A 23901-nucleotide genomic window follows, 5' to 3' on the forward strand; every position below is an offset into this window, starting at 1 on the left:
CTGCGACGCGTGCACCCCGAGGACCAGGTCGTCCGCCACGCCTCCGTCGGAGGCCGTGCGGTGGCCTGGTCCTCGGTCGGCACCGGCCCCGTGCTCGTGATCGGCGGCTGGTGGTCGAGCCACCTCGAGCTCGACTGGGAGGACCCGACCTTCCGGCACTTCGTCGGGCTGCTCGCCCGACGCTGCCGGGTGGTCCGCTTCGACCGTCCGGGAGCCGGCCTCTCCGACCGCGCCGGTGCCGTGCCGGCGGACCTCGACGACCAGGCCGGTGTCCTGGCCGGGGTCGTCGACCACGTCGTCGACCAGCTCGGCGTCGGGCAGGTGCACCTGCTGGGCGCGTCGTCCGGGTGCCCGGTCGCGGCGGCGTACGCCGCGACCGCGCCCGACCGCGTCGACCGTCTCGTCCTGTACGGCGGTTACGCGCGCGGCGCCGACATCGCCTCGCCGGCGGCCCGCGACTCGATGGTCGAGCTCGTGCAGGCCCACTGGGGCCTCGGCTCACGCGTGCTCGCCGACGTCTTCCTGCCGGGGGCGACCCCGCGGGAGCGCGACGCGTTCGCGCGCTTCCAGCGCCGCTCGGCCTCGCGCGAGATGGCGGCCGAGGCACTGCGCACGGTCTACGCCCTCGACGCCACCGACCGCCTCGCCGGGGTGCAGGCCCCGACCCTGGTGCTGCACCGACGCGGGGACCGGGCGATCCCCTTCGCGCTCGGCCGCGACCTCGCCGACCGGCTGCGGCGCTCGACCTTCGTGGAGCTGGCCGGCGACGACCACTTTCCCTGGCGGGGTGACAGCACCTCCGTGGCGACCGCCGTCGACCTGTTCCTCACCGGACGCGACCCGGCAGCGGTCGCCGCCCGTCCTCGGGAAGCGGAGACCACGCTGTCGGACCGCGAGGTCGAGGTGCTGCGGCTGGTCGCCCGCGGCTGCACCGACGCCGAGATCGCCCGGCAGCTGGTGCTGAGCGTGCACACGGTGCACCGGCACGTCGCCAACATCCGCACCCGGCTCGACGTGCCCACCCGGGCCGCGGCCGCCGCGTGGGCGGTCGACCACGACCTGCTCTGACCGCCGGCCCGCCACCCCGGCCGGGGCAGCGGGCCGGCGTCTGGGTCAGCGGTGCGCGTGCCCGTGCGTGCGCAGGCCGAACCCGTAGGGGTAGAGCGGGTCGTAGTCGGCGTCCCCGACGTTGATCGGCTCCTGCTCCACGGTCCGCGGCCAGGTGACGGGCAGCCGGCCGGTGAAGGGCTGCCGGCCGAAGAGCACGTCGACGACACCCGACCCCTCGCTGCCCGGCAGCCACGACGCCACCAGGGCGTCGATCTGACCGAGGAGGTCGGGCGAGATCTCCATCGGGCGGCCGGACACGACGAGGACGGTGCACGACGCCGCCTCCGCGCAGACCGTCTCCACCGCGCGGGTGTCGGCCTCGGAGAGCTGCATCGTCTTCGCCGGCCGCGCCACCCCGTGGTCGCCCGGGTCGTAGGCCCACTGCGGGCCGCCCACGTCACCGAACCCCTCGGCGTACGGCGTCTCACCGACGACGACCACGCCGGCGGCTCCGGCCGGGACCGGCTCGCTGGCGTCCTCGCTGAACGTGACGTCACCGGACGCGGCCGACTCGATGCCGTCGAGGATGGTGGTCCCCGGGATCACGTTGGTGGAGCCGCCCTGCCACGTGAGCGTCCAGCCGCCGGCCTGGTTGCCGATGTTGTCGGCGTTGCTGCCCGCGACGTAGACGTCCTGCGACGACCGCAGCGGCAGCGTGCGGTGCTCGTTGCGCAGGAGCACCTGGCTCTCCGCGGCGGCCCGCCGGGCGACCCGGTGGTGGGCCGTGCTGCCGACCTGGTCGATGAACCGGCGGTCGGTCATCGGGTGCTCGAACAGGCCGAGCTCGAACTTCGCGGTCAGGATCCGCGAGACGGCGTCGTCGATGCGGGCGTGGCTGACCCGTCCGTCCTGCACCAGCTGCGTGAGGGTCTCGGTGAACTGCGGGTAGCCGGTGCTGCTGCCGGAGTACGGCTCCATGAACATGTCGACGCCGGCGTTCACCGAGGTCTCGACCTGGTCGGCGTAGGTGCCGGGCAGCTGCCGGAGTCCCTGCCAGTCGGACACGACGATGCCGTCGAAGCCCATCTCGCCCTTGAGCACGTCGGTGATCAGCTCGTGGTTGCCGTGCATCTTGACGGGGTTGCCCAGGCCGTCCTCGGTCCAGTCGACGCTGCTGAACGACGGCATCACGCTGCCGACGTGGTGCTCCTGCACGGCCGGCCAGTACGGCGCGAGCGCGAGATCGGCGTACTCCTCGCGGCTGACCTGGTCGACGCCCTGGTCGATCGGGTAGGCGCCGGTGCCGGCCTTCGACTCGTCGTACGAGGTCAGCCCGTCGCCCGCGAAGTGCTTGGCGGTGGCGAGCACCCGGTCCGGCCGGTCGAGCTGGCCGGGGCGACCCTGCAGCCCGTCGATCGCCGTCTCCATGCGGATCACCAGCTCCGGCGTCTCGCCGAAGCTCTCGTAGGTGCGGCCCCACCGGTCGTCGCGCGCCACGCACACGCACGGCGCGAACGCCCACTGCGGCCCGGTGGCCCGGGTCTCCTCCGCGGTGATGTGTGCGATCCGCTCCACCAGGCGCGGGTCGCGGGTGGCGCCGAGCCCGATGTTGTGCGGGAAGACGGTGGCGCCCTGGAGGTTGCCGTGGCCGTGCACCGAGTCGACGCCGTAGATCAGCGGAATGCCGAGCCGGGTGTCGAGGGCGGCCCGCTGGTAGCGGTCGACCATGTCGGCCCACGCCTCGGGGGTGTTGGGGTCGGGCACCGAGCCGCCGCCCGACAGCACGCTGCCGAGCCCGTACTCGGTGATCTGCGCGGGGTCGGCGTCGATGTCCGCCCGCTCGGCCTGGGTCATCTGGCCGACCTTCTCGGCCAGCGTCATCCGGCCGAGCAGGTCGTCGACGCGCGCGGCCGTGGACAGGCGCGGGTCCTGGTAGGGCAGGCGGCGGTCGGCCTGCGGAGCGGACGCGGCGGTCGCGGCGCCCGGGGCCGTCGCGACGGTGGCGAGCGGCACGAGGCCGGCGGCCAGCACGGCCGCGAGGGACCCGAGTGCGGCGCGGCGGCGGCGCCGCGGCGAGCGTGGGCAGGGGTTGCTGGGCATGACGTGGTGTCTCCTTGCCGAGTCAAGAAGCCGGAGCCGCGCATGGGGTCGGGCCCCGGGGGGCGCCGGACGGTGCCCTTCGCCAACGTAGGAACGCCGAAACCTCCGGGTCAATGAGGAAGGACCGCCGTGCGGCCGATCATTAGTGCGAGTCCCGGACGAATGGCCCTACGCTCCCGGAGCATGGCGATCTCGGGATCCCTGGAACGGCTGCGCGAGCAGAACCGCCGGGCCATCACCGCGGCACTGGCCGCCGGCGGGCCGATGAGCCGTGCCGACCTGGCCCGCCGCACCGGCCTGTCACGCACCACGGTGAGCACCCTCGTGAGCGACCTGGTCGCCTCGGGCGCCGTCGTCGCGACCACCGACCGCGGGCGTCCCCACAAGGGCGGGAGCGGCCGGCCGCCGCTGCTGGTCGCCCTGGCCACGCCGTCGGGCGTCGTGGCCGGCGTGGACGTGGGCCACCACCACGTGCACGTCGTGGTCGCCGACGGCAGCGGAGCGACCCTGGGCGAGGTGCGCGAACCGGTCGACGTCGACCAGCACGGCCCGCAGACCCTGGACCGCGCGGCGACCATGGTGCGCACCACGCTGCGGGCAGCCGGGATCGCGCGCGACCAGCTGCGCGCCGTGGGCATGTGCGTCCCCGCGCCCGTCGACCGGCGCTCGGCCCGGATCCGGACCGGGATCCTGTCCGGCTGGCGCGGCCTCTCCCCCGGCGCCGAGCTCGAGCGCCGGCTCGGCGTCCCCGCCGTCGCGGACAACGACGCCAACCTCGGGGCACTGGGCGAGCTCAGCCGGGGTGCGGCCGTGGGGCTGTCCGACGTGGTGTTCGTCAAGATCGCCAGTGGCGTCGGCGCGGGGATCGTGCTCGGCGGACGGCTGCACCGCGGCGCCACCGGAGCCGCCGGGGAGCTCGGCCACGTCCAGATCGACGAGGGAGGCCACGTGTGCCGGTGCGGCAACCGCGGCTGCCTCGAGACGCTCGTCGCCACGCCGCGGCTGCTGGCCCTGCTCCAGCCGGCGTACGACGACGTGCTCACGCTCGAGCGGGTGCTCGCGCTCGAGGCGGCCGGCGACGCCGGGGTGCGCCGGATCCTCAGCGACGCCGGGCGCGTGGTCGGGAGGGCGCTGGCCGACCTCGGCAACAGCCTCAACCCCGAGGCCGTGGTGCTGGGCGGGCCCCTCGGCGCCTCCCCTGCGCTGGCCGAGGGCGTGCGTACCTCGCTCGACCGGTTCTCCCAGCCCGACACCGCTGCGGCCGTGCGGGTGCTGGCGGGGTCGCTCGGCGAGTCGGCCGAGGTCGTGGGCGCGGTCGCCCTCGCGCTGGCCCGGCACGGCGCCGAGGCGCACGGCTGAGGCGGGTCAGCCCCCGTCGATCTCGTCGAGGAGCCACTGCGGACCGGCGGTCCGGGCGCCGACCGCCTCGACCCTGCCGCGCAGCAGCCGGTCCGCGGTGACCACGGTGACGCGGTCACCGGCCTCGACCGCCCGCCGCGCCTGGGCCACGATCGTGTCGTCCCCCGCGCCGGGCGCGTGGACGGTCTGCACGTGCCCGTCGCGACCCGGCCGCGGCCCGCCCTTGGCCGCGCCCTCGAGCACCAGCACGATCCGGTCGTGCGGCAGGTCGGCGGTCACCAGGCCCTCGTGGAGCCGGCGAGCCGCGCCGGCCCGGTCCTTCCACCAGCCGTCGGGGCGGGCGCCCACGACGTTGGCGGCGTCGACCACGAGGGTGTGGCTCACTTCAGGAACTTGGAGAAGTCCTTCGGCAGGTCGAGCGCGGCGGCCGCCTGCTCGTAGTCCACGCCCTCCTCGCCCTTCGGCGTGCCGAACGGGTTGGCCGAGGCCGCCTTCTCCTGGGCTGCCTTCTGCAGGGCGGCCTTCTCCTGCGCGGCCTTGGCGGGGTTGCCCGAGACCCGGCGCCCCTTGCCCTTCTTCGGCTGCTGCTTGGACTTGCCCCGCTTGCCACCCATCGGGAGGCCCGGCATGCCGGGGACACCGGCCAGGCCGCCGCCCTTGGCCATCTGCATCATCATCTTCCGGGCCTCGAAGAACCGGTCGACGAGCTGGTTGACGTCCGAGACCTGGCGCCCGGAGCCGCGGGCGATGCGCGCGCGGCGCGAGCCGTCGATGATCTTGGGGTTGGCCCGCTCCGCCGGGGTCATCGACTGGATGACTGCCTGGATGCGGTCGATCTCGCGCTCATCGAAGTTCTCGAGCTGCTCGCGGAACTGCCCCATCCCGGGCAGCATCCCCATGATCTTCGACATCGAGCCGAGCTTGCGCACCTGCTGCATCTGCTCGAGGAAGTCGTCGAGGGTGAACTCGCCGCCCTGACCGGTGAGCTTGGCCGCAGCCTTGGCGGCCTGCTCCTGGTCGAAGGTCTTCTCGGCCTGCTCGATCAGGGTCATCACGTCACCCATGTCGAGGATCCGCGAGGCCATCCGGTCGGGGTGGAAGAGGTCGAAGTCGGTGACCTTCTCGCCCGCCGAGGCGAACATCACCGGCCGTCCGGTCACCGAGCGGATCGAGAGCGCCGCGCCGCCGCGCGCGTCGCCGTCGAGCTTGGTGAGGACGACGCCGTCGAAGCCCACGCCGTCGAGGAAGGCCTGGGCGGTGGTGACGGCGTCCTGGCCGATCATCGCGTCGACGACGAACAGCACCTCGTCGGGCTGGACGGCGTCGCGGATGTCGGCGGCCTGCTGCATCATCTCGGCGTCGACGCCGAGTCGACCAGCGGTGTCGACGACGACGACGTCGTGCAGCGTGCGCTTCGCCTCCTCGACGCCCCCGCGGGCGACCGCGACCGGGTCGCCGACGCCGTTGCCCGGCTCGGGTGCGAAGACCGTGACGCCGGCGCGCTCGCCGTTCACCTGCAGCTGGTTGACCGCGTTGGGGCGCTGGAGGTCGGCGGCGACAAGCAGGGGCGACTTGCCCTGCTCCTTGAGCCAGTGGGCGAGCTTCGCGGCGAGCGTGGTCTTGCCCGCGCCCTGGAGGCCGGCGAGCAGGATGACGGTGGGCCCGGACTTGGCGTAGCGCAGGCGCCGCGTCTCGCCGCCGAGGATCTCGACCAGCTCGTCGTGGACGATCTTCACGATCTGCTGCGCGGGGTTCAGCGCCTGGCTGACTTCCTCGCTGCGGGCGCGCTCCTTGACGGCGGCCACGAACTCCTTGACGACCGGCAGCGCGACGTCGGCCTCGAGCAGCGCGATCCGGATCTCGCGCGCGGTGGCGTCGATGTCGGCCTCGGAGAGCCGGCCCTTGCCCCGGAGGTTCTTGAAGGTGTCGGCGAGGCGGTCGGAGAGAGTGGCGAACAAGTGCGTCGTCCTACGGGCCGGGAGTCAGGTGGACCCCCTCACCCTAGTCGGCGACCCCTACGCTGTTGAAATGGAACCCGTCGTGTTCCTCCTCGCCGGCGTCGCCGTGCTCGGACTCGCCCTCTGGGCTGGCCACCGGTCGCTCATGGCCCCGCGGTCCGGCACGTCCGGGACGGCGGACGCGCTCGGCAGCTTCATCGACGTCTTCGACCCGGCCCGGGCGCGAGCCGACCGCGACCTCGCCAGCCGCCGGCACATGGGCGCCGTCGTGCCCTCCCCCGACGACGACGAGCAGCGCTCGCAGGTCGACCTGCAGCGCGGTACGGCCCGGATCAGGCTCCGCTGAGGGCGTCGCGGACCGCGTGCGCGGCCTCGGCCGCCCGGCTGTCGGAGAGCCCGCCGGCGGCGTTCTCCTGCACGTAGAAGACGTCGACCGCCTGCGGGCCGAGCGTGTCGACGTGGGCCGAGCGGACGGTCAGGTCGAGCCGCGCGAGCGCGGCGCAGACGAGGTGGACGACGCCGGGGCGGTCGGCGGCGCGCACCTCGAGCACCGTCGCGTGGTGCGAGGCCTCGGGCCGGACGACGACGGTCGGCGCGAGCACCCCGGCGTCCGCCGGACGCAGCCGGGCCGTGGCGTCGAGCCGCCCCTCGGCGATCGCTTCGAACCGCTGCCGCAGGACCGCGGGGTCGAGGTGGGTCTCCGCGACGTCCCACACCGACACGCCGTACTCCCCCTGGCTCCAGGCGCGGGCCGCGCGCACGGAGGCGCGCTGCAGGGCGAACACCGCGGCGGCGTCAGCGAGCAGGCCGACCCGGTCGGGGGCCACGACGGTCACGGTCGACCCGTCGTCGCCCGGCACCACCTCGAGCGCGATCCCGCCGCGGCGCGCCGTGCGCGGCACCGCCACGTCGTCCGGGATGACCTCCGGAGCCACGGCAGGGCTGCCCACGAACGCCGCCGCCACCCGGCGCTCGAGGGTCCGGACCAGTCCGGAGCGCCACGTCGACCACGCCTTGGCGGAGGTGGCCCGGGCGTCGGCCTCGGTCAGCGCCACCAGCAGGTCGAGGGCTGCCGGGTCCCCGAGCCGCTCCACCACGGCGGCCGCCGTCGCGGGGTCGTCGGGGTCGCGGGTGGTCGCGGTCTCGGCGAGCAGCAGGTGCCAGCGCACGAGGGTGCCGACCAGGTCGACGGCCGAGGCGTCGAAGCCGGTGCGCTCGGCGATCCGGCGCGCGATCGGCTCGCCCTCGACGCTGTGTGCGCTCAGCCCGCCCTTGCCGATGTCGTGCAGCAGGGCGGCAACCATGAGCACGTCGGGGCGGGCGACCTGCCGGATCAGGGCCGAGGCCTCGATGCAGGTCTCCACCACGTGCCGGTCGACGGTGAACCGGTGGATGGGGCTGGCGTGCGGCAGCAGCCGGATCCGCTCCCACTCGGGCAGCAGGTGGTGCAGCGCACCGGTCTCGTCGAGGGTCTCCCACACCCCGAGCAGGCCGCGGCCGGAGGCGAGCAGGCGCACCAGCAGCTGGCGCGCCGGCGGCGGCCAGGGCTCGGGGAGGGACGCGCCGTCGTGCACCAGCCGGGCGGCCGTGGCCGGCGCCAGCACGACGTCGCGCTCCGCGGCCGCCACGGCCGCCTCGAGGAGAAGCAGCGGCTCGTCCTCGGGGCGGACGGTGCCGTCGAGCACCACCTCGCCTCGCGAGAGCGCCACGCCCGGAGCCACCGGCACCAGCTCCGGGCGTCGCGGGCCACGTCGTACGGGACGGGAGACGACGGCGTCGACCCGTCGCCAGGTCAGGCGCGACAGGTGCCCGATCCGCCGGCCGTGCTCGCGCACGTGGCGCTGCGCGGCCGCCGCGTCGGGGAGCCCGAGCCCGGCGGCCAGGTCGTCCCAGACCTCGGGCGCGATCCGGTCGGTGGGCCGGCCGGCCACGCCCTGCAGCACGTCGCGGACGTCGAGCAGGGCCTGCCGGCTGCGCTCGAGGTCGCCGTGGGCGACGTCCACCAGCCAGCTCGCGACCAGCGCCTTCAGCACGGTCGCGTCGCGCAGGCCGCCCTCGGCCTCCTTGAGGTCCGGGACCGACAGGTGCGCCAGCTCCCCGAGCAGGTCGTGGCGGGAGCGCACCAGCTCGCGCAGCGCCGGCAGCCGGTCGCGGGCGTCGCGGCGCCACGCCGTGAGCACGGCCCCGCGCAGGCGCAGGGTGAGGTTCGGGTCGCCGACCAGGTGGCGCACGTCGAGCAGCCCGAGCGCCACCTTGAGGTCTCCTGCGGCCGCGGCGACCATCTGGTCGAGGCTGCGCACCGCGTGGTCGAGCCGGGCGGCGTCCCAGAGCGGGTACCAGACCTGCTCCGCCAACGGCCCCGGATCGACGCCGTCGGCGTGCACCAGCACCACGTCGAGGTCGGAGTACGGCGCCAGCTCGCGCCGCCCGTAGCCGCCGACCGCCACCAGCGCCACCCCCGTGTCGGGCCCGCCGCACCCGGCGTACGCCTCGGCGCAGAGGCGGTCCGCCTCGTCGGTGCGGCGCTGCCGCTCGGCAGCGGTCATCGGTCCTCCTGGTGGGCACGGCGAACGGCCGCGACCGTGGTCTCGACTTGCTCGACCGACGGCCGCGGCCGCACGCCCTTCACTGGTCCGGCGTCAGAGGGCGGCCTCGTCCTTGTCGCCGGTGCGCACGCGCACCACCGTGTCGACGGGGCTGACCCAGACCTTGCCGTCGCCGATCCGTCCGGTCTGCGCGGTCTTGACCACGATCCCGACCACATCATCGACGTCGGCGTCGTCCACCACGATCTCGATCCGGATCTTGGGCACGAGGGCGATGTCGTACTCCGCCCCGCGGTAGACCTCCGTGTGGCCCTTCTGCCGGCCGTAGCCGCTGACCTCCGAGACGGTCATCCCGGTGACGCCGAAGGTCTCGAGGGCCTCGCGGACGTCCTCCCACTTGTGCGGCTTGATCACCGCGGTGACGAGCTTCACGCGTTCGCTCCTTCCGTGACGGTGACCGGCTTGGGGGCGAGCACACCGGTGCTGCCGCTGCTGCCGACACCAGTGTGCAGGTCGTAGGCCGATTCCCCGTGCTGGGCGAGGTCGATGCCGTCCACCTCGTCCTCCCCGTCGATCCGCCAGCCCATCGTGTACTTGATGGCCAGGCCGACGAGCAGGGTGAAGAAGCCCGACCAGGCGACGGCCACCAGCACGCCGAGGGTCTGGTCGGCCAGCGAGCCGAAGCCGCCGCCGTAGAAGAGCCCGTCGATGCCGCCGGCACCCTCCGAGGTCGAGAAGAACCCGATCAGGATCGTGCCGACGATGCCGCCGACGAGGTGGACGCCCACCACGTCGAGCGAGTCGTCCATCTTGAGCTTGTACTTCAGGCCCACCGCCCAGGCGCAGGCCGCGCCGGCGATGGCACCGATCGCGATCGCGCCGGAGATGTCGACCGCCCCGCAGGCCGGGGTGATCGCGACCAGGCCGGCCACGATGCCCGACGCGGCGCCGAGCGTGGTCGCCTTGCCGTGCATGATCCGCTCGGCGAGCAGCCAGGCGAGCATCGCGGCCATGGTGGCGAGCGTGGTGTTCGCGAAGGTGCGGCCGGTCTCGCTGATGAACTGCGAGGTGAGGGCGCCCTCGTCGGCGAGCGACTCGGGGGTGAGGACGATCGAGCCGACGTTGAAGCCGTACCAGCCGACCCACAGCAGGCCCGCGCCGAGCATGGTCAGCGTCAGGTTGTGCGGCCGGGCGGGGTCCCTCGGCCAACCGATGCGTCGTCCGATCAGCAGCGCCAGCACGAGGCCGGCGACACCGGCGTTGATGTGGACCGCGGTCCCGCCGGCGTAGTCCTGGGCGCCGATCCTGCCGCCGATGAGGCCGCCACCGAAGACCATGTGGGCCAGCGGGAAGTACGACAGCGTCACCCACAGCGGCAGGAACACGACCCACGCCGACAGCTTGACCCGGTCCGCGATCGCACCGCTGATCAGCGCCGCGGTGATCACCGCGAAGGTGAGCTGGAACATCACGAAGATGTAGTTGTCGGTCGTGACCCCGTCGAGCCCGAACTGGTCGAAGGGGTTCGCGAAGAGCTTGCCGTCGCCGCTGAAGCCGTCGCTGAAGGACTCCGACCAGCCCCACAGCACGTAGACGATGCCGACGATGCCCATCGCGATGTAGGACATCATCATCATGTTCAGCACGGACTTGGACCGCGTCATGCCGCCGTAGAACAACGCCAGTGCGGGCGTCGTCATCATCAGCACGAGCAGCGTGGCGACGATCATGAAGGCGTAATAGCCGTCCACAGGACCTCCAGGGAGCAGTCTCGGGAGGGCGTCGACGCCGCCGACCACGCTGTCGACCCGCGTCCGCCCCACGTGCCGATCACTCTCGGCCGCGGAGGTTTCGACGTACGCCGTCGCGTGTTGCGGTCAGGAAACGAGTTCCCGGCGTTTGTTACGGGACTGTGAACGCCGGCGGGCTGTCAGCCGAGGAGGGCGTCGACGAAGGCGCCCGCGTCGAAGGGGGCGAGGTCGTCGGCCCCCTCGCCGAGGCCGACGAGCTTGACCGGGACGCCGAGCTCGCGCTGCACGGCGACGACGATGCCGCCCTTGGCGGAGCCGTCGAGCTTGGTGAGCACGATGCCGGTGACGTCGACGACCTCGCTGAACACCCGGGCCTGGATCATGCCGTTCTGGCCGGTGGTGGCGTCGAGGACGAGCAGGACCTCGGTGACCGGTGCCTGCTTCTCGATGACGCGCTTGACCTTGCCGAGCTCGTCCATGAGGCCGGCCTTGTTCTGCAGGCGGCCGGCGGTGTCGACGACGACGGTGTCGACGCCGTGCACCATGCCCTCCTTGACCGCCTCGAAGGCGACGCTGGCCGGGTCGGTGCCCTCCGGGCCGCGGACGACCTCGACGCCCACCCGCTCACCCCAGGTCGTGAGCTGCTCGACCGCGGCGGCGCGGAACGTGTCGGCCGCGCCGAGCACCACCGAGCGGTCCTCGGCGACGAGGATCCGCGCCAGCTTGCCCACGGTGGTGGTCTTGCCGGCGCCGTTCACGCCGACCACCAGCACGACGCCGGGCTTGCCGTCCTCGCCGGTGACGTGCAGCCGCCGGTCGAGGTCGGGGCCGACGAGGTTGACCAGCTCCTCGCGGAGCACGGCCCGGGGGTCGGCCTCGCCCTCCACGCGCAGGCGGGTGCGCAGGTGCTCGACCAGCTCCTGGGTCGGGGCCACGCCGACGTCGGCGGCGAGGAGGGTGTCCTCGATCGACTCCCAGGTGTCCTCGTCGAGGCGGTCGCGGCTGAGCAGCGAGAGCAGCCCGCGACCCAACGCGCCCTGCGAGCCGGCGAGACGCTGGCGCAGGCGGGTCAGGCGGGTGGCGGTGCTCTCGGGGCGCTCGAGCGTGGGGGCCGTGGTCTCGACGTGCTCGACCGACGGCGGTGCCTCGACCGACGGAGGGGCCGTGGTCTCGACAGGCCCGACCGACGGCGGCGCCTCGACCGACGGGGTCGGCGGAGGGGTCGGCGGACGGCGGCGCTTGCCGACCGTGAGCAGACCCGCGACCAGGACGACCGCGAGGACGGCGATGCCGATGACGAGGTAGAGCCAGTCACCCATGGCGTTCATCCAACCAGAGGGCAGCGCGTCAGGACGCGTTGCGGTGGTGGTGCTCGACCTCGTCGTCCTCGAGGGTCGGGAGGGAGTCGACGCCCCTGGTCATGGCCTCGCCGAGCCAGGGCGCTCCCGGCACTTCCTCGCCGCGGTGCGGGTAGGCCACGTAGGTCACCACGAGGACGGCCACGACGATGATCGCCAGCATGGCCAGGATGAGGAGCAACACCAGGAAAGCACTCTCCCGAGGAAGGTGGGCGGACGAGCCGGTCTTCCTCCACTCTCGCACACCGGCGTCAGCCACCGAGCAGCGGCTCCACGGCGCGTCGCACCTCGTCCGGCATCTCCACGACGGGGCGCGCGGGGTCGCTGTTGTCGACGTAGACGTGCACGAAACGGCCCTCGGCCGCGGCGTACTCCTCGCCCTGGAACAGGCCCACCCGGTAGACCACCGAGGAGCGGCCCACGCGGTCCACGACGACTCCCACGTCGACGGGATCGGGGTAGCCGACCTCCGCGAAGTAGCGGCACGACACCTCGGCCACGACCCCGATCGCGTCGAGCCCGCGGACGTCGCGGCCGATCGCCTCCGCGAGGTGGTTGTTGACCACGGTGTCGATCAGCTCGAAGTACCGCGCGTTGTTCATGTGGCCGTAGACGTCGATGTCGGCCCAGCGGGTGGTCACCCGCTCCCAGTGCACGAAGTCGGCACGCGTGGGGCGCGGTGGGCGGGGCGCGCTGGCGTCGGTCACCGGAGCATGGTGCCAGAGCCGGCCTGCCGAGGGGGTGCCCGGCTGCGCTGGAGCGATAGGTGCATGTGCACCTATCGCTCCAGTGCAGGACACCACCCCTGTCGGCGGCCAGGCCTACGGTCCCGGCATGGACGTGAGCGGTCGCGAGGTGGGCGAGATCCTGGGTCTCGGCCAGTCCCAGACCACCCGTCTGCTCGCCTCCGGCCTCGCCGGGCCGGGTCACCGTCGCGGCCGGTCGGTGCTGTACGACGCGGCAGCGGTCGCCGCGCTGCGCGACCGCCCGCTGGTCACGGAGGAGACGCCGCTGCCGCCGGCCTGCGGTGACGGGGTGCTGCTGGCGCGCGTCGACCCACGCGGCGCCGAGCCGGGCGCCTGGCGAGAGCTGGCCTCGGGCCCGTGGCGGCTGGCGTTCTCCCGGGTGCTCGTCCTGCTCGTCATGCGCTCGACCGGGCCCGTGCCCCTGGTCGCGACCGTGGCGGGGTTCGTGCTGGGCGGGGCCGAGGTCATCGACGGCCGGCACACCCCGGAGGCCACGACGTTCGAGCTCGCTGAGCCCGGCGACTGGTTCGACGCCTTCAGCGACACCCGCGTCCCGGCCGGGCCCGGCGAGCCGCTGCTCTTCTGGCGGTGCCGCTGGAGCGCGCCGATGGGGCACCGCCGGACGACCGGCCTGCCGGTGCTCGGTCCGGTGCCGCCACGGCACCTGCGCCCGGTCAGGCCGGCTCGGCCTCGCGCAACCGCTGGCTGATCACCGTCGTGACACCGTCGCCGCGCATGGTCACGCCGTAGAGGGCGTCGCCGACCTCCATGGTCCGCTTCTGGTGGGTGATCACCAGCAGCTGGGAGTTCTCGCGCAGCTCCTCGTAGATCTCCAGCAGGCGGCCGAGGTTGGTGTCGTCGAGCGCCGCCTCGACCTCGTCGAGGATGTAGAACGGCGAGGGCCGGGCCTTGAACAGCGCCACCAGGAAGGCCACCGCGACGAGCGAGCGCTCGCCGCCGGAGAGCAGCGACAGCCGCTTGACCTTCTTGCCGGGCGGGCGCGCCTCGACCTCGACGCCGGTGGCGAGCATGTCGCCGGGGTCGGTGAGCACGAGGCGGCCCTCGCCGCCCGGGAAGAGCCGGGCGAAGGTCGCGTCGAAGGCCTTGCTCACGTCGGCGTACGCCGCGGTGAAGACCTCCTCCACGCGCGAGTCGACCTCGCGGACGATGTCGAGGAGGTCCTTGCGGGTCTGCTTGAGGTCCTCGAGCTGCTCGGTGAGGAACTTGTGCCGCTCCTCCATCGCCGAGAACTCCTCGAGCGCGAGCGGATTGACCCGGCCCAGCATCGACAGCGCGCGCTCCGCGGCGCGCAGCCGCTTCTGCTGCTCCTCGCGGACGTACGGCGCCGGCTCGGGCTCCTCGGCACCCTCCTCGAGCTGGCCGGAGTGGGGAACGAGCTGGTCGGGCCCGTACTCCGCGACCAGCGCGTCGACGTCGAGCCCCAGCTCCTCGAGCGCGCGCTCCTCGAGCTGCTCGATCCGCATCCGCTGCTGGGTGCGGGCCATCTCGTCGCGGTGGACGGAGTTGACCAGCTCGTCGTGCTCGCGGGCGAGGTCGCGCAGGCGGGTGCGGACCGCCATCAGGTCCTGCTCGCGGCCCTGCCGGGCCGCCTCGACCGCGGCGCGGGCCTCCGTGGCCAGGTGCAGCGACACCTCGAGCCGGCCGAGGACGACGCCGACGGCCACGCCGACCGCCTCGGCGGCACGACCCTCGCGGAGCAGCCGCTCGCGGCGCTCGATCGCGCGGGCACGGTTCTCCCGCTCGGCGGTCGCCGCCCGGGTCAGCGCGTCGGCCCGGCCGTGCAGCGCGCGCGCCCGCTCCTCGGCGGTGCGCAGCCCGAGCCGAGCGTCCATCTCGGCCTGGCGGCTGTCCCGGGCCGCGGCGACCAGGCGCTCCTGCTCGGAGGTGTCCGGCTCCTCCTCGGGCGACTCCTCCGCGGCGGTCAGCCGAGCCTCGAGCTCGGCGAGCCCGGCCAGGTCGCGGTCGCGGGCCTCCTCGGCGTTGGCGATCGCCTGGGCGATGCGCTCGGCCTCGGCCCGGGCCGAGCGGGCCTGCGAGCCGTACTGTCCGAGCTCCTCGGCCACGGCCGCCAGCGTCGCGTCGGACTCGTGCAGCTTCGCCAGCGCCACGTCGACCCGCTGCTGGGCCTCGAGCCGCTCGGCCTCGAGGCGCGAGATGTCGAAGCCGAGCCGCTCGGTGCTCGCCACGGCCTCGGCGAGCATGGTCTCGGCCTCGTCGACCGCGGCCTGCACCTCGATCAGCGACGGCTGGCTCGACGAACCGCCGGAGGCGAAGTGGGCGCCGAGCACGTCGCCCTCGCGCGTCACCGCCGTCACGTCGGGCAGCTCGGCCACCAGTGCCCGGGCCGCAGCGAGGTCGTCGACCACCGCGACCTTGTGCAGCAGCCGCGCGACGGCGCCGCGCAGGTCGGCCGGGCACTCCACCGCGTCCACGGCGTACGACGCGTGGCCGGGCAGGCCGGGCCAGCCGGTGTCCGCACGGTCGTCGGAGCCGGGACCGCCGCCGAGCAGCAGCCCCGCGCGGCCGAGGTCGTCGAGCTTGAGGTGGGCGATCGCCGCGACGGCGGCCTCGCTGTCGCGCACCACGACGGCGTCCGCGGCCGAGCCGAGCGCGCCGGCGACGGCCGTCTCGTAGCCCGAGCGCACCGACAGCAGCGCGGCGACCGACCCGAGCAGGCCGGACACCCGGTCGGAGGCGGCGAGCAGCGCGCCGGCGCCGTCCTTGCGGTTGAGGCCGAGCTGCAGGGCGTCGCGACGGGCGATCAGCGAGGCGCGGTCACGCTCGGCCTGCTGCTGCTCCTCGCGCAGCTTGATCAGCCGCTCCTCGAGGTCGTCGAGGACCGCGCTGGCGGCTTCGTGCTCGGCGTCGAGCCCCTCCTCCCCGGCGTCGAGGCCGGCGATCCGGGTCTCGAGGGCGGTGAAGTCGCGCTGGGCGCGGTCGGCCCGGGCCTGCGCCTCCTGGCGCGCGTCGCCCAGCCGGCCGACCTCCTCGTCGGCCGCGCGCGCCCGCGAGCGCAGCGCGTTCACCTGGCCGTGCAGCCGGGCCAGGCCCTCGCGCCGGTCGGCGGCGGCGCGGACCAGGGCGGCCACCCGGCGCTCCTCCTCGGCCGCGGCGTCCTCCGCGGCGCGCCGGGCCACGACGGCCTGCTCGAGCGCGGTGCGGTGCTGGTCGACCTCGGCCGAGATCGCCTGCTCCTGCTCGCGCACCCGGGCCGCCTCGGCCTCCAGCTCGTCGGGGTCGCGGCCGGTGTCGACGACCTCCTCGACCGCGCCGGCGTTGCGGACGCGCTCGGCGGCCAGCGACGCGGTGCCGCGCAGCCGCTCGCGCAGCCCGCTCAGCGAGAACCACGTGTCCTGCGCCCGGGACAGCGCGGGCAGGTCCTCGCGCAGCGCCGCCTCGAGCCGCGCCTCGGTGTCGCGGGCGGCGGCGATCGCGGCCTCCACCTCCGAGCGCCGCTCGACCAGGATCGTCTCGTCGGCGAGCTCCTGCTCCAGCGCCGTGCGCGCCTGCACCAGGTCGTCGGCCATCAGCCGCGCCCGGGCGTCTCGCACGTCCGCCTGCACGGTCGCGGCCTGACGGGCCACCTCGGCCTGGCGTCCGAGCGGCTTGAGCTGCCGCCGGATCTCGCTCAGCAGGTCACCCAGCCGGGTCAGGTTGCCCTCGGTGGAGTCGAGCTTGCGGAGCGCCTTCTCCTTGCGCTTGCGGTGCTTGAGGACGCCCGCGGCCTCCTCGATGAAGCCGCGCCGGTCCTCCGGCGTCGCGTGCAGGATCGTGTCGAGCTGGCCCTGCCCGACGATCACGTGCATCTCGCGGCCGATGCCGGAGTCGGAGAGCAGCTCCTGCACGTCGAGCAGGCGGCAGGGGTTGCCGTTGATCGCGTACTCCGAGCCGCCGGAGCGGAACATGGTCCGGCTGATCGTGACCTCGGCGTACTCGATCGGCAGCGCACCGTCGGAGTTGTCGATGGTGAGCAGCACCTCGGCGCGGCCCAGCGGCGGGCGGCCGGAGGTGCCGGCGAAGATGACGTCCTCCATCTTGCCGCCGCGCAGCGACTTGGCACCCTGCTCGCCCATCACCCAGGCGAGCGCGTCGACCACGTTGGACTTGCCCGACCCGTTCGGCCCGACGATGCAGGTGATGCCCGGCTCGAGCTGCAGGGTGGTCGAGGAGGCGAAGGACTTGAACCCCTTCAGGGTCAGGCTCTTCAGGTACAACGCGGGCTCCTCACCAACGACGAACAGGTACTGAAACGTGGGGAAGCTCAGCGGGCCTCACCCTACCTGCCCCGGCCCCCGCCCCCGCGGACCCCGTCTATGCGTGGTCGAGCGCGTCCTGGAGGGCCGCGAGCACCAGCAGCACCGCGTCCGGGCGGGCGTTGCGGCCCATCAGGCCGATCCGCCAGACCGACGAGGCGTACGCGCCGGCGCCCGCGCCGATCTCGATGTCGTGGGTCTCGAGGAGGTAGCGGCGCACGGCGGCCGAGTCGACGCCCTCGGGGACCTTCACGGTGGTCAGCTCGGGCAGCCGGTGGCCCTCGGCGGCGAACAGCTCCAGGCCCATCTTCTCCAGGCCGTCCTGCAGCAGCCGCCCGGCCGCCTCGTGCCGCGCCCAGACCGCCTCCAGCCCCTCGTCGAGGATCCGGGCGAGCCCGGCGTGCAGGCTGGCGACCATCGCGACCGGGGCAGTGTGGTGGTAGGTCCTCCCCCCGCCCCGCCCTTCGGCCTCGCCGACGTAGCCGCCCAGCAGCCCGAGGTCGAGGTACCACGAGTGCGGCTTCTCCACCCGGCGCGCGAACGCCCGGTCGTTGATCGTGAACGGCGCCAGCCCCGGCGCGACGCCGAGGCACTTCTGGGTGCCGGCGTAGCCGATGTCGACGCCCCAGTCGTCCGCGCGCAGCTCGATGCCGCCGATGCTGGTGACGGCGTCGACGAGCAGCAGCGCGTCGCCCTTCCCGGCGCCCAGCGCGGCGATGTCGGAGCGGACCCCGGTCGAGGTCTCGGCGTGGACGGCGGCGATGATCGCCGGCGACGGGTGCGCGCCCAGCACCCGCTCGACGTCCACGGGCTGACCCCACTCGTGCTCGACGGCGACCACCTCGGCGCCGCAGCGTGCCGCGACGTCGGTCATCCGCTGGCCGAAGAGCCCGTTCACGGCCACCACGACGACGTCGCCGGGGTGGACGGTGTTGACGAACGCCGCCTCCATGCCCGCCGACCCCGTGGCCGAGATCGGCAGGGTGCGGGCGTTGTCGGTCCCCCAGACGGTGCGCAGCATGTCGCAGGTCTCGTCCATGAGCGCGATGAACGCCGGGTCGAGGTGGCCGAGCAGCGGCAGCCCGAGGGCCGCGGTGGCCTCCGGGTAGGGGTTCGAGGGTCCGGGCCCGAAGAGACGTCGCTCGAGGATGCTCATGCGCGCGACGTTAGGCCATGACCCCGCCCGGACCCCACCCCCGCTGCACGGCCGGTCACAGGACCGCGCCCGGGTTCAGGATCCCGTGCGGGTCGAGGGCGTCCTTGACCCGCTGGTTGAGCGCCATCACCTCCGGGCCGAGCTGGTCGGGCAGAGCGCCCTTCTTGGCCCGCCCCACGCCGTGCTCGCCGGTGATCGTGCCGCCGAGGTCGATGGCCGCGCGCATCACCGCCTCGAAGGCCAGCCGGGCCCGCTTCTCCGAGGCGGGGTCGCCGGCGTCGAAGACGATGATCGGGTGGGTGTTCCCGTCGCCCGCGTGCGCGACGACGGGGATCTCCACCTCGTGCTCGGTGGCGATGGCCGCGATGGCGGCGAGCAGGTCGGGCAGCCGGGGCACCGGCGCCCCGACGTCCTCGAGCAGCAGCGCACCCCGGGCCTCGATCGCCGGGAACGCCAGCCGCCGGGCCTCGACGAACATCTCGCCCTCGGCCGGGTCGTCGGTCGAGAAGACCGCGGTCGCGCCCGCGAGCTCGCACGCCGCCGCGATCTGGGTCATCTCCTCGGCACGCGCCGCCCCCGGCGCGTCGGACTGGGCCACGAGCAGCGCACCCGCGGTGCGGTCGAGCCCCATCGAGCGGTAGTCCTCGACCGCGTTGATCGAGGCGTTGTCCATCAGCTCCATCATCGAGGGGCGCAGGGTGCGGCCGACGTCGACCACCGCCTCGGCGGCGGAGCCGACGTCGGGGAACGACGCCACCAGGGTCGAGCGCGCCGCCTGCGCCGGGACCAGCCGCAGCAGCACCCTCGTGACGATGCCGAGCGTGCCCTCGCTGCCCACGAACAGCTTGAGCAGGCTCAGGCCCGCGACGTCCTTGATCCGCTTGCCGCCGAGCGTGACCAGCGTGCCGTCGGCCAGCACCACGTCGAGGCCGAGCACGTAGTCGGTGGTGACGCCGTACTTCACGCAGCACAGGCCGCCGGCGTTGGTCGCGACGTTGCCGCCGATCGAGCAGATCTCGTACGACGAGGGGTCGGGCGGGTACCACAGCCCGTGCTCCGCGCACGCGGCCTTCACCTCGGCGTTGAGCGCACCCGGCTCGACGACCGCGACCCGGCACTCGACGTCGACCTCGATCGCCCGCATCCGCTCGAGGCTGAGCACGATGCCGCCGTCGACCGCGGTCGAGCCGCCCGAGAGACCGCTGCCGGCGCCGCGCGGCACCACCGGGACCCGGTGCTCGGCGGCCCACCGGACCGTCGTCTGCACCTGGGCGGCGTCCTCGGCGCGGACCACGGCCAGCGGGTGACCCGCGAGGAGGTCACGCGACCAGTCGAACCGGTACTTCTCCACCGCGTCGGGATCGGTCACCACCACCCCGTCGGGGAGGGCCGAGACGAGGAGGGACAGCGCGTCCATGCGTCCACTCAATCACGAATGGTCACCTCCCCCGCGGTGTCGGCCTGCGCCGCCTCGTCGGCGTGCGCGATCTGCCCGAGCGCCCGCCACACCAGTGCCAGGGTCACCGCGGAGCCGACGAACGCCACCCACCACGGCGCGCCCACGCCCCACTGGCCGGCCACGAGGCCGCCGAGCAGCGAGCCGAGCAGCATCCCGCCCATCACGCAGATCATGTAGACCGAGCCGACCCGACCCTGGAACTCCGCCGGCACCGCGCGCTGGCGCACGGCGTTGGAGAGCGTGCCCCAGACGAAGGCGTAGGCGCCGAAGAAGAACATCAGCGGGTACGCCGTCCACGGCGTCGTGGTGAGCGCCATCAGCAGGTGGAAGACCACCTCGCAGGCCAGCACGGTGCGCATCAGGACCGCCAGCGGCACGGTGCGCTCGAGCCGGCCGTACATCGCCGTGCCCACCAGCCCGCCGAGGGCGGACACCGTCGTGAGCAGGCCGAAGCCGGCCTCGTGGATGCCGACCCGCTCCAGCGCCCACAGCACCAGCACCGACCACGGCATCGCCCAGGTGATGTTGAAGCTGACGATCACCAGCGCGAGCGTGCGCACGGGCGGGCTGCCGAGCAACCAGCGCACGCCCTCGGCGATGTCCTGCCGCACGTGGGTGTCGACCACCTCGCGCACGCCGCCCCGCGGCGTTCCGATCCGCGAGACCAGCACCGCGCCCAGCGCGACGCACACCGTCTGCACGGTGAACGGCAGCGCGGTGCCGACCGCGAACAGAACGGCACCGAGCGCCGGGCCGACCAGCTGGTTGACGGTGATGGCGCCGGCCATGATCCGGGCGTTGGCGATGCCGAGGTCGGCCTTGTCGACCAGCATCGGCAGCAGCGTCGTCGACGTGGTGTCGGCGAAGACCTCGGCGGTCCCGAGCAGGAACATCGCGACCAGGACCAGCCAGATGCTGACCTGGCCGGTGACGATGACAGCGCAGAGGCCCGCGAGCACCAGCGCGCGCAGCCCGTCGACCGCCATCACGAGGCGGCGGCGGTCGAGGCGGTCGGCGAGCGCCCCGGCCAGCAGGCCGAAGAGGAGCCACGGCAGCTGCAGGGCGACGGCCGCTCCCGCCACCAGGACGGGGTCGTGCGTCTGCGAGGCGACGAGCAGCGGCCCAGCGGCCATCATCAGGCCGTCGCCGAGGTTGGTGGTCCAGGAGGAGGCGAGCAGCCAGCGGAAGCCCACCCCCATCCGGGCGGGCGCCACGGTCTCGAGGAGGCGGCTCACGAGGGGTCAGGCTAGGTGCCGACGGGGTCGGCGGTCATCCGCATATCCGGCGTCGACACCCGGGAGGGGTGGCGCCGGTGGCGGGGTCGGGCTCAGGCGGGCTGCATCTCCTGCAGCGGCTCGAGCTCCGGGTCGAGCAGGTCGGCGGCGTTCGCTGCCGCCAGGGCGTCGTTCTCCTGCGACAGGCGCAGCACCAGCGCCTCGAGCTCGCTCACCCGGGCACGCAGCCGAGTGTTCTCGGCGGTGAGGTGGGCGGGGGTCCGCAGGTCGCTGTGCATGTAGCCGATCAGCGCCTTGGCCATGGACGAGCCTTCCGGGGTGTGGGGTCGGCCCCGGGGTGGGGGGCCGTCTTCAAGAGTCCCACCGACCTGTCGGTGGGTCAACTGCCGGACCGGACCAAGCCGGGCCCCACAACGCGGGGTCGGCGGGGCACGGGCTGGCAGCGGGGGCAGAAGTACGACGAGCGGTTCATGAAGGCGACGCGGCGGATGGGGGTGCCGCACCGGCGGCACGGCTCGCCCTCGCGGCCGTACGCGTCGAGCGAGCGGTCGAAGTAGCCGGACTCGCCGTTGACGTTGACGTAGAGCGCGTCGAACGACGTGCCGCCCTGGCCGAGCGCGTCGGTCATCACCTCGCGGGCGTGGCCGAGCAGCAGGCGCACCTGCGGACGGGTCAGGCGGTCGCCCGGCCGCTCGCCGTGCAGGCGGGCACGCCACAGCGACTCGTCGGCGTAGATGTTGCCCACGCCCGAGATCAGGCCCTGGTCGAGCAGGAGGCGCTTCACGCCGGCCTGGCGCCGCCGCACCCTGGCCACGAACTCCTCGTCGTCGAACGCCGGGTCGAGGGGGTCGCGGGCGATGTGCGCGATCTCCGGCGGCAGCTCGGCGCCGCCCTCGGAGACCGAGAGCCCGCCGAACATCCGCTGGTCGGCGAAACGCAGCTCGAGCACGTCGTCCGGGCCGGCGAGCACCATCCGCACCCGCAGGTGCCGCTCGTCGGGCGCGCCGGGCCGCTGCACCAGCAGCTGGCCGCTCATCCCGAGGTGGCCGAGCAGCGCGTCGCCGTCGTCGAGCGGGAGCCAGAGGTACTTGCCGCGGCGCCGGGCATCGACGATCCGGCGCCCGGTGAGCGCGAGCGCGAAGCCCTCGGGGCCGCGCGGGTCCCTGCGGACCGGGCGCGGGTGCAGGACGTCGACGTGGGTGATGGTGCGGCCGAGCACGTGCCGGGCGAGGCCGGCGCGGACGGTCTCGACCTCGGGCAGCTCGGGCAACGGGCCGCCGCTCAGTCCTTGACGGCGGTGGCCGCGCTGGTGGCCGCGCTGGTGGCCGGGTCCTCCACGCCGAGCTCCGAGGCGATCTCGCCGTACGCCGTCTCCGCGGCGGCCTGCTCGGCCTCCTTCTTGGAGCGGCCGACGCCGTTGCCGTAGAGCGACTCACCGACCCGCACCTGGGCGGTGAACGTCTTCATGTGGTCGGGGCCCTCGTCCTCGATGACGTACTCGGGCACCCCGAGGCCGTGCTCGGCGGAGAGCTCCTGGAGCGAGGTCTTCCAGTCGAGGCCGGCGCCGAGGGCGGACGCCGCGTCGATCAGCGGGTCGAAGAGCCGGTGGACGACCGGGGCCGAGGCCTCGAAGCCGCCGGAGAGGTGGATCGCGCCGAGCACCGCCTCGACGGTGTCGGAGAGGATCGAGGCCTTGTTGCGACCGCCGGTCGACTGCTCGCCCCGACCGAGCTTGACGTGCTCACCGAGGCCGATCTCGCGACCGACCTCGGCGAGGGCGCGGGCGTTCACCACAGCCGCGCGGAGCTTGGCCAGCCGGCCCTCGGAGAGGTCCGGGTGGGTGCGGTAGAGCTTCTCGGTGACCACGACGCCGAGCACCGCGTCGCCGAGGAACTCGAGCCGTTCGTTGGTCGGCAGCCCGCCGTTCTCGTAGGCGTACGACCGGTGCGTGAGGGCGCGCTCGAGCAGCTCCACGTCGAGAACGGGGTCCCCCAGGGCCGCCCGCAGCTCGGGGTAGTGGGGCTCAGGAGCGCTGGTCACGAGACCTCGGCCGGTCTCAGAGAACCTGACGACGGTCGGCGCGCGCGCCGTACTGACCGCACTCGCCGCACGCACGGTGCGGGAGGTGCTTCGCGCCGCAGGCAGGGTTGGCACACGTCACCAGGGACGGCGCGACGGCCTTCCACTGCGAGCGACGGTGGCGCGTGTTGCTGCGCGACATCTTCCGCTTCGGAACAGCCACTTCTCTTCTCCTCGATTCGGGCCGCGGTGCGGCCGTGGGTCACTCGTCGCCCTGCTTGAGCTCGGCCAGCCTGGCCCACCGAGGGTCGACCGCCGCGTCGTGCGTGTGGTCCGGGTCGTCGGCCAGGCGCGCCCCGCACTCGGGGCACAGGCCGGGACAGTCGTCCCTGCACAGCGGCTGGAACGGCAGTGCGAGCACCACCGCGTCCCGCAGCAGTGGCTCGAGGTCGAGCAGGTCGTCCTCGAGCCGGCTGGTCTCGTCGTCCCCCTCCTCGGCCTTGTCCCTGCCGTGGTGGGTGTGGCCCTGGTCGTCGTAGACGTACAGCTCCTGGAACCGGGCCTCGATCTCGTCGGAGACCGGCTCCAGGCACCGCACGCACTCGCCCTCGAGCGCGGCCGTGGCCGTGCCCGTGACCAGCACCCCCTCCATGACCGCCTCGAGGCGCAGGTCGAGCTCGACCGGCGCACCCTCGGGGACACGAAGGACTTCGATGCCCAGATCTGCCGGAGCCGGCACCGTCCGCGTCACCTCGCGCTGGGACCCCGGGCGGCGGCCGAGCTCGCGGGTGTCGAGCACGAGCGGCGCTCTCGGGTCCAGGATGCTCAGGAGATCACTTCCGGTACCGGGCACAGACAGATCGTCGGGAATCGTAACCGTGCGGACCGGA

Annotated in this window: 22 protein-coding genes; 4 read left to right on the forward strand and 18 right to left on the reverse strand. The window is 73.9% G+C overall.

What is annotated here, in order from left to right; all coding sequences use genetic code 11:
* Window positions 1–9: 9 nt before the first annotated feature.
* A complete protein-coding gene (locus ACFPGP_RS20745) occupies window positions 10–1068 on the forward strand; it encodes an alpha/beta fold hydrolase (RefSeq protein WP_378593021.1) in 1059 nt (352 codons plus the stop codon).
* 45 nt (window positions 1069–1113) lie between these two features.
* On the opposite strand, the gene ACFPGP_RS20750 is transcribed toward ACFPGP_RS20745, so the two are convergent.
* Window positions 1114–3150, reverse strand: coding sequence for a glycoside hydrolase family 3 protein (locus tag ACFPGP_RS20750; protein ID WP_378593022.1), 2037 nt, complete (start codon window positions 3148–3150; stop codon window positions 1114–1116).
* 183 nt (window positions 3151–3333) lie between these two features.
* Between ACFPGP_RS20750 and ACFPGP_RS20755 the strand changes: the two genes are divergently transcribed.
* Complete coding sequence (locus ACFPGP_RS20755; protein ID WP_378593024.1) at window positions 3334–4509, forward strand: ROK family transcriptional regulator; 1176 nt, start codon at window positions 3334–3336, stop codon at window positions 4507–4509.
* 6 nt (window positions 4510–4515) lie between these two features.
* Here ACFPGP_RS20755 and ACFPGP_RS20760 read toward each other — a convergent pair whose 3' ends face one another.
* Complete coding sequence (locus tag ACFPGP_RS20760) at window positions 4516–4893, reverse strand: hypothetical protein (RefSeq protein ID WP_378593025.1); 378 nt, start codon at window positions 4891–4893, stop codon at window positions 4516–4518.
* Entirely contained in the window at window positions 4890–6467 is a 1578-nt protein-coding gene (gene ffh, locus ACFPGP_RS20765) for a signal recognition particle protein (protein ID WP_378593027.1), read from the reverse strand. Before ffh ends, ACFPGP_RS20760 begins: the two co-directional genes overlap by 4 nt.
* A gap of 70 nt (window positions 6468–6537) precedes the next feature.
* On the opposite strand from ffh, the gene ACFPGP_RS20770 reads away from it, so the two are divergent.
* Complete coding sequence (locus tag ACFPGP_RS20770; protein WP_378593029.1) at window positions 6538–6813, forward strand: hypothetical protein; 276 nt, start codon at window positions 6538–6540, stop codon at window positions 6811–6813.
* On the opposite strand, the gene ACFPGP_RS20775 is transcribed toward ACFPGP_RS20770, so the two are convergent.
* The 6 genes from ACFPGP_RS20775 to ACFPGP_RS20800 all read right to left on the reverse strand — a co-directional run bounded on the left by ACFPGP_RS20775 (window position 6800) and on the right by ACFPGP_RS20800 (window position 12829).
* Window positions 6800–9013 carry a [protein-PII] uridylyltransferase gene (locus ACFPGP_RS20775; RefSeq protein ID WP_378593030.1) on the reverse strand — a complete coding sequence of 738 codons (2214 nt, stop codon included), beginning with the start codon at window positions 9011–9013 and terminating at the stop codon, window positions 6800–6802. The genes ACFPGP_RS20770 and ACFPGP_RS20775 overlap by 14 nt on opposite strands.
* A 93-nt stretch (window positions 9014–9106) precedes the next feature.
* Window positions 9107–9445, reverse strand: a complete 339-nt coding sequence (locus tag ACFPGP_RS20780; protein WP_378593032.1) for a P-II family nitrogen regulator — start codon at window positions 9443–9445, stop codon at window positions 9107–9109.
* Window positions 9442–10764, reverse strand: coding sequence for an ammonium transporter (locus tag ACFPGP_RS20785; protein WP_378593033.1), 1323 nt, complete (start codon window positions 10762–10764; stop codon window positions 9442–9444). Before ACFPGP_RS20785 ends, ACFPGP_RS20780 begins: the two co-directional genes overlap by 4 nt.
* A gap of 179 nt (window positions 10765–10943) precedes the next feature.
* Window positions 10944–12092 (reverse strand): signal recognition particle-docking protein FtsY, encoded by a 1149-nt coding sequence (gene ftsY, locus ACFPGP_RS20790; RefSeq protein WP_378593034.1) that lies wholly within the window; start codon window positions 12090–12092, stop codon window positions 10944–10946.
* Window positions 12093–12111: 19 nt separating this feature from the next.
* Entirely contained in the window at window positions 12112–12306 is a 195-nt protein-coding gene (locus tag ACFPGP_RS20795) for a hypothetical protein (RefSeq protein ID WP_378593036.1), read from the reverse strand.
* A 67-nt stretch (window positions 12307–12373) separates the two neighbouring features.
* Entirely contained in the window at window positions 12374–12829 is a 456-nt protein-coding gene (locus ACFPGP_RS20800; RefSeq protein ID WP_378593038.1) for an acyl-CoA thioesterase, read from the reverse strand.
* 127 nt (window positions 12830–12956) lie between these two features.
* Between ACFPGP_RS20800 and ACFPGP_RS20805 the strand changes: the two genes are divergently transcribed.
* Entirely contained in the window at window positions 12957–13577 is a 621-nt protein-coding gene (locus ACFPGP_RS20805) for a hypothetical protein (protein WP_378593039.1), read from the forward strand.
* Here ACFPGP_RS20805 and smc read toward each other — a convergent pair.
* The 9 genes from smc to ACFPGP_RS20850 all read right to left on the reverse strand — a co-directional run bounded on the left by smc (window position 13543) and on the right by ACFPGP_RS20850 (window position 23810).
* Window positions 13543–17103 (reverse strand): chromosome segregation protein SMC, encoded by a 3561-nt coding sequence (gene smc / locus ACFPGP_RS20810; RefSeq protein ID WP_378593041.1) that lies wholly within the window; start codon window positions 17101–17103, stop codon window positions 13543–13545. The genes ACFPGP_RS20805 and smc overlap by 35 nt on opposite strands.
* A 97-nt stretch (window positions 17104–17200) precedes the next feature.
* Window positions 17201–18298 carry a pyridoxal-phosphate-dependent aminotransferase family protein gene (locus ACFPGP_RS20815; protein ID WP_378593042.1) on the reverse strand — a complete coding sequence of 366 codons (1098 nt, stop codon included), beginning with the start codon at window positions 18296–18298 and terminating at the stop codon, window positions 17201–17203.
* Between the two features lie 55 nt (window positions 18299–18353).
* Window positions 18354–19715 (reverse strand): FAD-binding oxidoreductase, encoded by a 1362-nt coding sequence (locus ACFPGP_RS20820; protein ID WP_378593043.1) that lies wholly within the window; start codon window positions 19713–19715, stop codon window positions 18354–18356.
* Window positions 19716–19723: 8 nt separating this feature from the next.
* A complete protein-coding gene (locus tag ACFPGP_RS20825; RefSeq protein WP_378593044.1) occupies window positions 19724–20992 on the reverse strand; it encodes an MFS transporter in 1269 nt (422 codons plus the stop codon).
* Between the two features lie 92 nt (window positions 20993–21084).
* Window positions 21085–21294: a hypothetical protein gene (locus ACFPGP_RS20830; RefSeq protein WP_378593045.1), complete on the reverse strand. Its 210-nt coding sequence runs from the start codon at window positions 21292–21294 to the stop codon at window positions 21085–21087.
* Between the two features lie 77 nt (window positions 21295–21371).
* Window positions 21372–22262: a bifunctional DNA-formamidopyrimidine glycosylase/DNA-(apurinic or apyrimidinic site) lyase gene (gene mutM, locus ACFPGP_RS20835; protein ID WP_378593046.1), complete on the reverse strand. Its 891-nt coding sequence runs from the start codon at window positions 22260–22262 to the stop codon at window positions 21372–21374.
* Between the two features lie 11 nt (window positions 22263–22273).
* Window positions 22274–23032, reverse strand: a complete 759-nt coding sequence (gene rnc, locus ACFPGP_RS20840) for a ribonuclease III (protein WP_378593047.1) — start codon at window positions 23030–23032, stop codon at window positions 22274–22276.
* A 16-nt stretch (window positions 23033–23048) separates the two neighbouring features.
* Entirely contained in the window at window positions 23049–23234 is a 186-nt protein-coding gene (gene rpmF, locus ACFPGP_RS20845) for a 50S ribosomal protein L32 (RefSeq protein ID WP_135080093.1), read from the reverse strand.
* A 39-nt stretch (window positions 23235–23273) separates the two neighbouring features.
* Window positions 23274–23810, reverse strand: coding sequence for a YceD family protein (locus tag ACFPGP_RS20850; protein WP_378593048.1), 537 nt, complete (start codon window positions 23808–23810; stop codon window positions 23274–23276).
* Window positions 23811–23901 lie beyond the last annotated feature (91 nt).

This window comes from Nocardioides taihuensis (assembly GCF_042657275.1).
Classification (GTDB): Bacteria; Actinomycetota; Actinomycetes; order Propionibacteriales; family Nocardioidaceae; genus Nocardioides; species Nocardioides taihuensis.

Excerpts from the sequence above, each read along its gene's own strand:
- ACFPGP_RS20750 (WP_378593022.1), bottom strand. The coding sequence starts at position 3,150 with ATGCCCAGCAACCCCTGCCCACGCTCGCCGCGGCGCCGCCGCCGCGCC.
- ftsY (WP_378593034.1), bottom strand. The coding sequence starts at position 12,092 with ATGAACGCCATGGGTGACTGGCTCTACCTCGTCATCGGCATCGCCGTC.
- ACFPGP_RS20775 (WP_378593030.1), bottom strand. The coding sequence starts at position 9,013 with ATGACCGCTGCCGAGCGGCAGCGCCGCACCGACGAGGCGGACCGCCTC.
- ACFPGP_RS20820 (WP_378593043.1), bottom strand. The coding sequence starts at position 19,715 with ATGGACGCGCTGTCCCTCCTCGTCTCGGCCCTCCCCGACGGGGTGGTG.
- ACFPGP_RS20770 (WP_378593029.1), top strand. The coding sequence starts at position 6,538 with ATGGAACCCGTCGTGTTCCTCCTCGCCGGCGTCGCCGTGCTCGGACTC.
- ACFPGP_RS20830 (WP_378593045.1), bottom strand. The coding sequence starts at position 21,294 with ATGGCCAAGGCGCTGATCGGCTACATGCACAGCGACCTGCGGACCCCC.
- ACFPGP_RS20805 (WP_378593039.1), top strand. The coding sequence starts at position 12,957 with ATGGACGTGAGCGGTCGCGAGGTGGGCGAGATCCTGGGTCTCGGCCAG.
- ACFPGP_RS20815 (WP_378593042.1), bottom strand. The coding sequence starts at position 18,298 with ATGAGCATCCTCGAGCGACGTCTCTTCGGGCCCGGACCCTCGAACCCC.
- ACFPGP_RS20755 (WP_378593024.1), top strand. The coding sequence starts at position 3,334 with ATGGCGATCTCGGGATCCCTGGAACGGCTGCGCGAGCAGAACCGCCGG.